Here is an 11974-nt window from a genome sequence, read left to right as displayed (position 1 = left end):
GTGTTATGCCGGCAGGGCTGCGGCCGACGGGATCGCCGCTTCGCCCAGCAGCGGCAGCACGATCGCGGGCGGCGGCGGGCTGCCGGCCGACATGGTCAGGACTTCGACCCCGGTCTCGGTGACCAGCACGGTGTGTTCCCACTGCGCCGACAGGCTGCGGTCCTTGGTCTTGATGGTCCAGCCGTCCGGCATTTCCTTGATGTCGCGTTTGCCCGCGTTGATCATCGGTTCGATGGTGAAGATCATGCCGGGTTTCAGTTCTTCCAGCGTGCCCGGACGGCCGTAGTGCAGCACCTGCGGCTCTTCGTGGAACACGCGGCCGACGCCGTGGCCGCAGAATTCGCGCACCACGCTGTAGCCGTTCTTTTCGGCGTGCTTCTGGATCGCGTAGCCGATGTCGCCCAGGTGGGCGCCCGGCTTGACCGCGGCGATGCCCAGCCACATGCACTCGAAGGTAATCTCGGACAGGCGGCGCGCCATGATCGACGGCTCGCCGACCAGGAACATGCGGCTGTTATCGCCGTGGAAGCCGTCCTTGGTGATCGGGGTGATGTCGATGTTCAGCGCGTCGCCCGACTTGAGCACGCGCTCGCCCGGGATGCCGTGGCAGATCACGTCGTTGAGCGAGGTGCAGATCGAGCCCGGGAACGGCGGATAGCCCGGCGGCGCGTAGTTCAGCGTGGCCGGGACCGTGCCCTGGACATTGACCATATAGTCGTGCGCCAGGCGGTCGAGCTCGAGCGTGGTGACGCCGGGCTTGATGAAAGGGGTGATGTAGTCGAGCACTTCCGAGCCGAGGCGGCACGCGACGCGCATGCCTTCGATTTCTTCCGGAGTCTTGATGGGGGAGACCATGGGGTGCCTTAGAGTAGCTGCTAATAACGGTTGAGCCGGCAGAGCTTTGCAGGAAATGCGTGAAAGCTTGCCCGGGCGATATCGGTTCATTATAAGGGAAGTCGCCACGGCAGAGGGAGAGGGCGGCGCCGGCCGTGAGGAAACGAATGTCGGCACGCTTGAAAAAACGGCCAAACCCCGCTAGAATCTCGGGTTGCTCGGATTCGCATCCGGCAATGTTGTAAAAACAGCCTTTTATTTTGAAAATCGCGAGTGCGGCCCTGCAAGGGTGCCTATACGGTGACTGGCCGCATTCAAGACCCAACCCTGGAGAATTACATGTCCGTTACTATGCGTGAAATGCTGGAAGCCGGTATCCACTTCGGCCACCAGACCCGTTTCTGGAACCCAAAGATGGCACCGTTCATCTTCGGTCATCGCAACAAGATCCACATCATCAACCTGGAAAAAACCATGGCGATGTACCAGGATGCGATGAAGACCATCAAGCAGATTTCGGCCAACCGCGGCACCATCCTGATGGTCGGCACCAAGCGTCAAGCACGCGACATCATCGCTGCTGAAGCACAGCGCGCCGGCGTGCCTTACGTCGATCAGCGCTGGCTGGGCGGCATGCTGACCAACTTCAAGACCATCAAGACCTCGATCAAGCGCCTGAAAGACATGGAAGCCCAGATCGAAGACGGTTCGGTCGAGAAGATGTCGAAGAAAGAAGCGCTGATGTTCTCGCGCGAAATGGAAAAGCTGCAGAAGTCGATCGGCGGCATCAAGGACCTGGGCGGCGTGCCTGACGCGATCTTCGTCGTCGACGTCGGCTACCACAAGGGCGCCATCACCGAAGCCGGCAAGCTGGGCATCCCGGTCATCGGCATCGTCGATACCAACCACTCGCCAGAAGGCGTGACCCACGTCATTCCAGGCAACGACGACTCGTCGAAGGCAATCACCCTGTACGCACGCGGCGTCGCCGATGCGATCCTGGAAGGCCGCGCCAACGCCACCAACGAAGTCGTTGAGATGGTCAAGGCCGGCGGCGACGACTTCGTCGAAGTCTCCGAGCAGGCATAATTCCTTGCGGGCTTGACGCCCGCACGGGAATCGAAGGGGGCGCCGCACACGAGCACCCCCTTTTTTTAAGCTGAAGAATTTACGCGGGCGGCCCTGGGCGGTCCGCACCCTGGATAACCATTTAGGAGAACAGAACATGGCAGCGATTACTGCAGCAATGGTGGGCGAACTGCGCGCGAAGACCGACGCGCCAATGATGGAATGCAAAAAAGCACTGACCGAAGCCGACGGCGACATGGGTCGTGCTGAAGAGATCCTGCGCGTCAAGCTGGGCGGCAAGGCATCGAAGGCATCGGCACGCGTGACCGCCGAAGGCGTGGTCGCCACCTACATCTCGGGCAACGTCGGCGCGATCGTCGAAGTCAACAGCGAAACCGACTTCGTCGCCAAGAACGACGAGTTCCTGGCCATGGTCAACCTGGCCGCCAAATTGGTCGCCGAAAACAACCCGCTTGATGTCGCCGCCCTGGCAGCCCTGCCGCACGACGGCAAGACCTTCGACGACGTGCGCACTGCGCTGATCGGCAAAATCGGTGAGAATATGACCGTGCGCCGCTTCCAGCGTTTCGACACCACCGGCAAGCTGGCGTCGTACCTGCACGGCACCCGTATCGGCGTCATCGTCGACTTCGAAGGTTCGGACGAGCAAGTCGGCAAGGACCTGGCCATGCACATCGCTGCAATGAAGCCAGTCTCGCTGTCGTCGGAGCAAGTGCCTGCTGAAATGATCGAAAAAGAACGTTCGGTTGCACAACTGAAGGCCAAGGAAGACGCGGACGCCGCTGTCGCCGCCGGCAAGCCAGTGCAGTCGGACGAGATCGTTGCCAAGCGAATCGAAGGCTCGATCCAGAAGTACCTGAAAGAAGTGTCGCTGCTGAACCAGGCATTCGTGAAGAACGACAAGCAGTCGATCGAACAGTACCTGAAGGCATCGAACACGACCGTCAAGGGCTTCACCATGTACGTGGTGGGCGAGGGCATCGAGAAGAAGGTCGACGACTTCGCAGCTGAAGTTGCAGCGCAGATGGCTGCAAACAAGGGGTAATTTGAAAAGCGGGCCGCAAGGCCCGTTTTTTTAAGGGCGGGCGGGTTTGCTTGCGTGGCTGCGATCGAGGTTGCGGCTGCGGCGGGTAACTTGGGTCCCCGCCTGCGCGGGGATGACGTTCATGAGTAGCGGACTGATGGAGGCTCCTGCAGTCCGCACCCGTTGAACTGTCATCCCCGCGCAGGCGGGGACCCAAGTGCGATGCACCTACGCTGCGCCTCGCGCGCAGCGCTCGCCCTACAATGCCATCCGTCCCCGACGGATGAGACCGCGGCCCACGAAGCCGCGCTCGGAACCGAATTCGAAACATCACATAGGAGCCGCTTCATCATGACAAAACCAGCCTACCAACGAGTCCTTCTGAAACTGTCTGGCGAAGCTTTGATGGGCGACGATCAGTTCGGCATCAACCGCGCCACCATCGACCGCATGGTCGCCGACGTGGCGGAAGTGGCGAAGCTGGGTGTGCAGGTGGCAGTGGTGATTGGCGGCGGCAACATCTTCCGCGGCGTCGCCCCCGGCGCCCAGGGCATGGACCGCGCCACCGCCGACTACATGGGCATGCTGGCCACGGTCATGAACGCGCTGGCCCTGGCCGACGCCATGCGCCATGTCGGCATCACCGCGCGCGTGATGTCGGCGATCGGCATCGAGCAGGTGGTCGAGCCTTACGTGCGTCCGAAAGCCCTGCAGTACCTGGAAGAGGGCAAGGTCGTCGTGTTCGCCGCCGGCACCGGCAACCCGTTCTTCACCACCGACACGGCAGCCGCACTGCGCGGCGCCGAGATCTCGGCCGAGATTGTCCTGAAGGCAACCAAGGTCGATGGCGTCTACACCGCCGACCCCAAGAAAGACCCGAACGCGACCCGCTACGAATCGATCACCTTCGACGAAGCGATCGCCAAGCACCTGCAGGTGATGGACGCCACCGCGTTCGCCCTGTGCCGCGACCAGAAGCTGCCGATCAAGGTCTTCTCCATCGTCAAACCGGGCGCACTGACCCGTGTCGTGATGGGCGAAGACGAAGGTACACTGGTCCACGTTTGATTCAATACCCCTTATAACAGGAGAGCAGCATGTCCTTAGCTGACGTAAAGAAAAATGCCCAGGATCGCATGGCCAAGTCCATCGAGACCCTGAAGGCCGACCTGGCCAAGGTCCGTACCGGCCGCGCCCACACCGGCATCCTCGACCACGTGACCGTGGATTACTACGGTTCGCCGACCGCGCTGCCGATGGTGGCCAACCTGACCCTGGTCGACGCCCGCACCATCGGTGTCCAGCCGTTCGAAAAGAAGATGCTGGCCGCGATCGAAAAAGCGATCCGTGACGCCGACCTCGGCCTGAACCCGTCGTCGCAGGGCGACATGATCCGCGTGCCGACCCCGCCGCTGACCGAAGAGCGCCGCAAGGAAATGGTCAAGCTGACCAAGTCGGAAGGCGAAGACGCGAAGATTGCCGTGCGCAATATCCGCCGCGATGCCAACGAAGCGCTGAAGAAGATGGTCAAAGACAAGACCGCCTCGGAAGACGACGAACGCCGTTCGTCCGACGAAATCCAGAAGCTGACCGACAAGGCCGTTGCCGACATCGACAAACTGCTGGCCGAGAAAGAAAAAGAAATCCTGACGGTGTAAGCCGTTTTGCCTGACGGCATCCTGCGGACCGGCCCCGGCAACTTGCCGCGGCCGGTCCGCTTGCCTTATGATGGACACTTTGGTGATTAACCATCATGCAACACCTGCCGGCTCAGCCGTGCAGTCAAGCTGCAGCCCTGGCGCAGTATCCCTGCCGTAGTCTCGTGGATTTATGATATTCAAAAGTTCGACCGCCGCCGTTCCCGACACGCCCCGCGTGCCGCGCCACATCGCCATCATCATGGATGGCAATGGCCGTTGGGCCACTAAACGCTTGCTGCCGCGCGTCGCCGGCCACGTCAAGGGCGTGGAAGCCGTGCGCGGCGTGGTGGAAGCCTGCGTCGAGCGCGGCGTCGAATATCTGACCCTGTTTGCCTTCTCGTCCGAGAACTGGCGCCGCCCGCAGGAAGAAGTCTCGCTGCTGATGCGCCTGTTCGTGACGGCGCTCGAGCGCGAAGTGTCGAAGATGCACGCGAATAACATCCGCCTCAAAGTCGTGGGCGACCTGAGCCGCTTCGACCCGAAGCTGCAGGAAATGATCGCCAACGCCGAGCGCCGCACCGCCGGCAACAGCCGCCTCACCGTCACCGTGTGCGCCAACTACGGAGGGCGCTGGGATATCATGCAGGCAACCGGGAAGATGGTGCAGGCCAATCCGGGCGCAACGGAATTTACCGAAGAGATGCTGGCGCCGCACCTGGCGATGGCCTATGCGCCTGAGCCTGACCTGTTCATCCGTACCGGAGGGGAAGAGCGCATTTCCAACTTCCTGTTGTGGCAGCTGGCGTATGCCGAACTGTACTTCACCGACACCTTCTGGCCCGACTTCACGCCCGAAGCGCTGGATGAAGCCATTGGCTCGTACCAGCAGCGCGAACGGCGCTTCGGCCAGACCGGCGCCCAGGTAGCGAACAAGACTAACTAGACAAACAACGCATGCTCAAGACCCGGATCATCACCGCGCTCGTCCTGCTGGCAGTCCTGCTGCCGGTCCTGTATTCCAACAATTACACGGCGTTCGCGGTGATCGCGTCGATCTTCTTCGGCGCGGCGATCTGGGAGTGCTTCCGCCTGTTTAATCCCGGCACCAACCGCGCCACCATCATCGCGCTGGCCTGGACCGCCATGTTCGGCTACGCCTTCTTCATGCGCGCCCCGGGCGACCCCACCTTCTGGTTCGCCATCGGCGTGCTGCTGTGGGCACTGCGCTTCACGCCCACGCTCAAGATCGGCCTGCCGCCGCTGGCCGGCACCGGCAATACGCTGCTCAGCCTGCTGTACGCGATCTCGCTGGTCAGCTGCTTCGCCGCCATCGTCACCCTGTTCCAGTATTCGTCGCTGTTCCTGCTGTCGGTGCTGGCCATCGTCTGGTCGGCCGACATCTTCGCCTATGTGTGCGGCAAGACCTTTGGCAAGAACAAACTGGCGCCGTCGATTTCCCCCGGCAAGTCGTGGGAAGGCGCAATCGGCGGCGGCATCGTTACCCTGATCCTGGCCGCGCTCACCGTCCTGTTCGGCGGCGAGGCGCTGGCGAATACCTTCGCGGTGCGGGTCCAGGCCGGCTTCGGCTGGGCCGGCATGTTCGGCGTCCTCATCCTCATCGTCGCCGCCAGCATCGTCGGCGACCTGTTCGAATCCCAGCTCAAGCGCCGCGCCGGCATGAAGGACAGCAGCAACCTGCTGCCTGGCCACGGCGGCGTGCTGGACCGGATCGACGCACTGGTGCCGGTCCTGCCACTGGCGGCGCTCGCCGCCACCTGGCTCTAGAAGGAAGTTTACATGCAACGCATCACCATCCTGGGCGCCACCGGTTCGATCGGCGCCTCGACCCTCGACGTGCTGGCGCGCCATCCCGAGCGCTACCAGGTCTATGCGCTGAGCGCGCATAGCCGCGTCGAGGAACTGGCCGCCGCCTGCCGCATCCACCGTCCGCAGCGCGCCGTGGTCGGCTCGGCCGCGGCCGCAGCGCGCCTGCAAGCCCTGATCCAGGACCTGCCGATCAGCGTCGAATACGGCGAAGCGGCGCTGTGCGACATCGCCGCGCATGCCGACACCGACAGCGTGATGGCGGCCATCGTCGGTGCCGCCGGCCTGGCCCCGACCCTGGCCGCCGCGCGCGCCGGCAAGAAAGTGCTGCTCGCTAACAAGGAAGCGCTGGTGATGTCGGGCCAGCTGTTCATGGATGCCGTGCGCGAGCACCGCGCCACGCTGCTGCCGATCGACAGCGAGCACAACGCCATTTTCCAGTCGCTGCCGGGCAATTACGCGCGCGATCCGAACGCGGCCGGCGTGGCCAAGGTCCTGCTGACCGCCTCCGGTGGCCCATTCCTGAACCGCGCCGTCGAGACGCTGGAACAGGTCACGCCGGAAGAAGCCTGCAAGCATCCGAACTGGTCGATGGGCCGCAAGATCTCGGTCGACTCGGCCACCATGATGAACAAGGGCCTGGAAGTGATCGAGGCCCACTGGCTGTTCGGCGCCCCGGCCGACCTGATCGAGGTGGTGATCCATCCGCAAAGCGTGATCCACTCGATGGTGTCGTACGTGGACGGCTCCGTGCTGGCCCAGCTCGGCAACCCGGACATGCGCACCCCGATCGCGCACGCGCTGGCCTATCCGGAGCGCGTCGCTTCCGGCGTCGCCCAGCTCGACCTGACCCAGATGGCGGCGCTGCAGTTCCATCAGCCCGACTTCGCGCGCTTCCCGTGCCTGGCACTGGCCTTCGACGCCCTGCGCGCCGGCGGCACCGCGCCGGCCTTGCTGAACGCCGCCAACGAAGTGGCGGTGGAAGCCTTCCTCGAGCGCCGCATGGGCTTCCGCGACATCGACCGCGTCATCCGCCGCGTGATGGACGCTGTGCCGCACGGTCCGGCCTCGTCGATCGACGCCGTCATGGCGCAGGATGCGCGCGCCCGTGACGCCGCGCAGGCCGAGATCGCGCGTCTGCGGAACTGACCCGCGCTTTAACCTGTCTTCCAAGCTGCCATGAACTTGCTTACCACCGTGCTGGCCTTCGTGCTGGCGCTCGGCCCCCTGATCGTGATCCACGAACTGGGTCATTACCTGGTCGCGCGCCTGTGCGGCGTGAAGGTGCTGCGTTTTTCGATCGGCATGGGCCGCGTCGTCTGGTCGCGCCGTTTCGGCCGCGACCAGACCGAATGGGCGGTCTCGGCACTGCCGCTGGGCGGCTACGTCAAGATGCTCGACAGCCGCGACCCCGAAACCGCGCCCAAGGACGAGGCCGAGCTGCACCGCGAATTCACGCGCCAGAGCGTGTGGCGCCGCATCGCCATCGTCGCCGCTGGTCCGATGGCCAACTTCCTGGTGGCGATTGGCCTGATGGCAGCGCTGTATATGCATGGCGTCGACGAGCCGTCGGCACGCCTGCGCGCGCTGCCGCAGGACTCGCTGGCCAGCCAGGCCGGCGTGCGCGGCGGCGACACCGTCACCGCCGTCAACGGCAATCCGGTGCGCTCGTGGTCCGAACTGCGCTGGCAGGTGATGCATGCTGCAGTGGATAAAACCGATGCCCGTTTCGAGCTGCGCGGCGTGCATGGCGGCACCTATTCGGCCACCGTTCCCGCCGGCGCCGTCAGCCGCCTTAACGTCGAAGGCGATGTGATGGACGCGCTCGGCATGGACCCGTGGCGTCCGGCGCCGCTGGTGCAGGACGTGCTGGCGGGCGGGGCAGGGCAGCGGGCCGGCCTGCAAAAGGGCGACCTGGTGCTGCGCGTGGATGGCCGTCCGGTGGCCGACGGCATCGCCTTCATCGAAGCGGTGCGCGGCGCGCCCGGCAAGACGCTGCAGCTGGACGTCGAACGCGCCGGCCGCACCGTCACGCTGCCGCTCACGCCCGAAAACGACGGCAAAGGCAGCGGCGTGATCCGCGTGATGGTGGCGCAGGCGCCGGAAATGGTGACCGTTTCCTCTAGCCTGTTCGAAGCGATCGCGCGCGGCGCCGAGCGCACCTGGGACACCAGCATCATGACGCTCAAGATGATCGGCAAGATGCTGACCGGCGAAGCGTCGTGGAAGAATGTGACCGGTCCGATCACCATCGCCGACTATGCCGGACAGACCGCGCGCATCGGCCTGGTGAGCTATTTACAGTTCATCGCCTTTATTAGTATTAGCTTAGGCGTAATGAATTTGTTACCAATTCCAGTTCTGGATGGTGGCCATTTACTGTATTATTCGCTGGAAGTTTTGACCGGTCGTCCTCTTCCAGCGCGCGTCGGCGAGTTCGCACAGCGCGCCGGAGTCGGCCTGTTGTTCATGCTGATGGCGCTCGCCGTCTTCAATGACCTGGTGCGGCTGTTCTAGTAAAGACCGAATAGCGGTCCGATAAACCAGCCCAATGCACCGGCAAAAAACAATATGTATTCGTTGTCCAAATGACTGACCCTTTGATCCAGCCAATGAAATCACAACCAGCTCGTTTTGCCCTGCCGTTCATTCGTCGCAGCATGATCGGTGCGGCCGTACTGGCCCTGTGCGCCGGTAATGCGCTTGCCGTTAACCCGTTCGTCGTCAAGGACATCCGGGTCGAAGGCATCCAGCGCACCGAAGCGGGCACGGTATTCAGCTATCTGCCGGTGCGGGTGGGCGAGACCTTCGACGACGCCAAGGCCACCACCGCGATCAAGGCCCTGTATGCAACCGGCTTCTTCAAGGACATCCGCCTGGAAGAAGAAAACGGCGTGCTGGTGGTGCTGGTCGAAGAACGTCCCGCCATCAGCTCGGTGGACTTCACCGGCACCAAGGAATTCGAAAAGGACATGCTGGTCAAGGCGCTGCGCGAAATCGGCGTGGCCGAGACCCGCATCTTCGACAAGGCATCGGTCGACCGCGCCGAGCAGGAACTCAAGCGCCAATATCTGTCGCACGGCCTGTACGGCGTCAAGATCACCACCACCGTGACCCCGATCGAACGTAACCGCGTGACGGTCATGTTCAACGTCGACGAAGGCGAAGTCGCCAAGATCAAGGGCATCAACATCATCGGCAACAAGGCCTTCAGCGACAAGCAGCTGCGCGAACTGCTGCAGCTGTCGACCTCGGGCTGGTTCACCTGGTACTCGAAGGCCGACCAGTACTCCAAGCAGAAGCTGACCGGCGACCTGGAAGCGATCAAGTCGTTCTACCTGAATAACGGCTACCTCGAAGCCAACGTCGAATCGACGCAGGTCTCGATCACCCCGGACAAGCGCGACATCTACCTGACCCTGAACATCACCGAAGGCGAGAAGTACACCGTCAGCAGCGTCAAGCTGGAAGGCGAGATGTTCGGCCGCGAAGAAGAACTGAAGCAGCTGATCCTTCTGCAGCCTGGCAAGACCTATGTCGGCGACCTGCAGGAACAGACCAACAAGCTGATCTCGGACCGCCTCGGCACCTTCGGCTACGCCTTCGCCAACGTGACGGCCAATCCGGAACTCAATCGCGAGAAGCGCGAAGTCGCATTCACCTTCTTCGTCGATCCGGGCAAGCGCGCCTACGTGCGCCACATGAACATCTCGGGCAATACCGTGACCCGCGACGAAGTGATCCGCCGCGAATTCCGCCAGTTCGAAAGCTCGTGGTACGACGCCAACCGCGTCAAGCTTTCGCGCGACCGCGTCGACCGCCTCGGCTACTTCAAGGACGTCAAGATCGAGACCCCGGAGTCGCCGGGCACCTCGGACCAGGTCGACGTCAACGTGGTGGTCGAAGAACGCCCGACCGGCAACTTCATGATCGGCGGCGCCTTCTCGCAGTCCGAGAAGTTCACCTTCACCGCCTCGATCTCGCAGGCCAACTTCGCCGGCAGCGGCAACACGGTCGGCATTGAGCTCAACACCAGCAAGTACAACCGCACGATCGCGTTCTCGAACACCGATCCGTACTTCACCGACGACGGCGTCTCGCGCGCCTTCCAGCTGTACCTGCGCACCTCGCGTCCGCCGGCGCTGAACATCGGTTCGTACACCGTGCGCCAGGTGGGCGGCAACATGACCTTCGGCGTGCCGTTCTCGGAAAACGACACCGTCTACTTCGGCGCCGGCCTGGAACGCACCGAGCTGGAAACCGACGCCACCTCGCCGGCGATCTACCAGCAGTTCGTGCGCCAGAACGGCGGCCCGGCCAGCGGTATCGGTACCGCCACCACCAACGCCATCCCGCTGACCGCAGCCTGGGGCCGCGACACCCGCGACAGCTCGGTGACGCCGACCCGCGGCCGCTTCCAGCGCGCCAACCTCGAGATCGACGCGATCGGCGACGCCAAGTACTACCGCATGGTCTACGAGCACCAGTGGTGGCGTCCGGTCACGCGCTGGATGACGCTGGCCCTGCGCGGCGAACTCGATTACGGCAAGGGCATCGGCAGCAGCGCCTACCCGGTGTTCAAGAACTTCTACGCCGGCGGCATCGGCTCGGTGCGCGGCTACGAAAGCTCGTCGCTGGGCGTGGTCGACCCCAACTACTACGATGCGATCGGCGGCTCCAAGCGCGTGATCCTCAACGCCGAGCTGCACTTCCCGTTCCCGGGCAGCGGCACCGACCGCAGCCTGCGCTGGTTCACCTTCGCCGACGGCGGCCAGGTGTTCCAGGAAGACGCCAAGATCCGCGCCAACGAGTTCCGCTACTCGGCGGGTATCGGCCTGTCGTGGATTTCGCCGGTGGGTCCGCTCAAGTTGAGTTATGCTAAGCCGCTGAACGCGCTGCCGGGCGACCGCCTGGAACGCTTCCAGTTCCAGATGGGGACCGGCTTCTGATAGCGGCCCTCAGGGACCAGCGTCACAATGAACCGTTGCGAGAGACTTATGTTGAAAAATCCAATTAGCTCGCTGCCCAATGCATTCTTCGGCGCGCTGGCGTGCGCCGGCGTCCTGGCCGCAGCCATTGCTGCGCCGGCGGCCCAGGCCCAGGTGACCACCAGCCGCATCGGCTTCGTGTACACCGAACGCCTGATGACCGATTCCAAGATGGCCAAGAATGCCGACGCCAAGCTGACCGCCGAATTCTCCAAGCGCCAGAAATCGGTGGAGGAGATGGTCGCCAAGTTCAAGCAGACCTCGGAGAAGTTCGACGCCGAGGCGCCGAGCCTGGGCGAACTGGATCGCACCCGCCGCGCGCGCGAGCTGTACAACATGCAGAAGGACGTCGAGCGCATGCAGCGCGAGTTCCAGGAAGACCTGCAGCAGCGCAAGAACGAAGAGCGCGCCGCGATCGCGCAGAAAGCCTATAAGCTGGTGGAACAGGTCGCCGAGCAGGAAAAGCTCGACGCCGTGCTGGTCGAAGCGGCGTGGGTCAGCCCGCGCGTCGACATCACCGACAAGATCCTCAAGCTGCTGGACAAGTGACGGGTTGACCCGCCGGCAGTACCGCA

General features: G+C 63.4%; 11 protein-coding genes. 10 read left to right on the top strand and 1 reads right to left on the bottom strand.

Annotation, left to right across the window (positions count from 1 at the left end; genetic code table 11):
- Positions 1-3 precede the first annotated feature (3 nt).
- Positions 4-855, bottom strand: coding sequence for a type I methionyl aminopeptidase (gene map, locus RTQ83_RS14830; protein ID WP_312516130.1), 852 nt, complete (start codon positions 853-855; stop codon positions 4-6).
- A gap of 318 nt (positions 856-1173) precedes the next feature.
- Here map and rpsB point away from each other — a divergent pair, with 318 nt between their 5' ends.
- The 10 genes from rpsB (at position 1174) to RTQ83_RS14780 (ending at position 11948) form a co-directional block, all read left to right on the top strand.
- Positions 1174-1923, top strand: a complete 750-nt coding sequence (rpsB, locus tag RTQ83_RS14825) for a 30S ribosomal protein S2 (RefSeq protein ID WP_290418783.1) — start codon at positions 1174-1176, stop codon at positions 1921-1923.
- Between the two features lie 136 nt (positions 1924-2059).
- The gene (tsf, locus tag RTQ83_RS14820) at positions 2060-2968 is read left to right on the top strand and encodes a translation elongation factor Ts (RefSeq protein ID WP_312516124.1); all 909 of its coding nucleotides are present in this window, start codon (positions 2060-2062) and stop codon (positions 2966-2968) included.
- A 330-nt stretch (positions 2969-3298) separates the two neighbouring features.
- A complete protein-coding gene (pyrH, locus tag RTQ83_RS14815; RefSeq protein WP_312516121.1) occupies positions 3299-4015 on the top strand; it encodes a UMP kinase in 717 nt (238 codons plus the stop codon).
- 29 nt (positions 4016-4044) lie between these two features.
- The gene (gene frr / locus RTQ83_RS14810; RefSeq protein WP_312516118.1) at positions 4045-4605 is read left to right on the top strand and encodes a ribosome recycling factor; all 561 of its coding nucleotides are present in this window, start codon (positions 4045-4047) and stop codon (positions 4603-4605) included.
- A 172-nt stretch (positions 4606-4777) separates the two neighbouring features.
- Entirely contained in the window at positions 4778-5530 is a 753-nt protein-coding gene (gene uppS / locus RTQ83_RS14805; RefSeq protein WP_312516115.1) for a polyprenyl diphosphate synthase, read from the top strand.
- A gap of 11 nt (positions 5531-5541) precedes the next feature.
- Positions 5542-6372 (top strand): phosphatidate cytidylyltransferase, encoded by an 831-nt coding sequence (locus tag RTQ83_RS14800; RefSeq protein ID WP_312516112.1) that lies wholly within the window; start codon positions 5542-5544, stop codon positions 6370-6372.
- 12 nt (positions 6373-6384) lie between these two features.
- The gene (ispC, locus tag RTQ83_RS14795) at positions 6385-7560 is read left to right on the top strand and encodes a 1-deoxy-D-xylulose-5-phosphate reductoisomerase (RefSeq protein WP_312516109.1); all 1176 of its coding nucleotides are present in this window, start codon (positions 6385-6387) and stop codon (positions 7558-7560) included.
- A gap of 30 nt (positions 7561-7590) precedes the next feature.
- Positions 7591-8928 carry an RIP metalloprotease RseP gene (gene rseP, locus RTQ83_RS14790; RefSeq protein WP_312516106.1) on the top strand — a complete coding sequence of 446 codons (1338 nt, stop codon included), beginning with the start codon at positions 7591-7593 and terminating at the stop codon, positions 8926-8928.
- Between the two features lie 95 nt (positions 8929-9023).
- On the top strand, positions 9024-11360 hold the full coding sequence (gene bamA / locus RTQ83_RS14785; protein WP_312516103.1) for an outer membrane protein assembly factor BamA: 2337 nt from the start codon (positions 9024-9026) through the stop codon (positions 11358-11360).
- Between the two features lie 48 nt (positions 11361-11408).
- Positions 11409-11948: an OmpH family outer membrane protein gene (locus RTQ83_RS14780; RefSeq protein ID WP_312516100.1), complete on the top strand. Its 540-nt coding sequence runs from the start codon at positions 11409-11411 to the stop codon at positions 11946-11948.
- Positions 11949-11974 lie beyond the last annotated feature (26 nt).

The sequence above is a fragment of the Massilia sp. genome (assembly GCF_031995545.1).
Lineage (GTDB): Bacteria > Pseudomonadota > Gammaproteobacteria > Burkholderiales > Burkholderiaceae_D > Telluria.
This window is presented reverse-complemented; position numbering and strand designations above follow the sequence as displayed.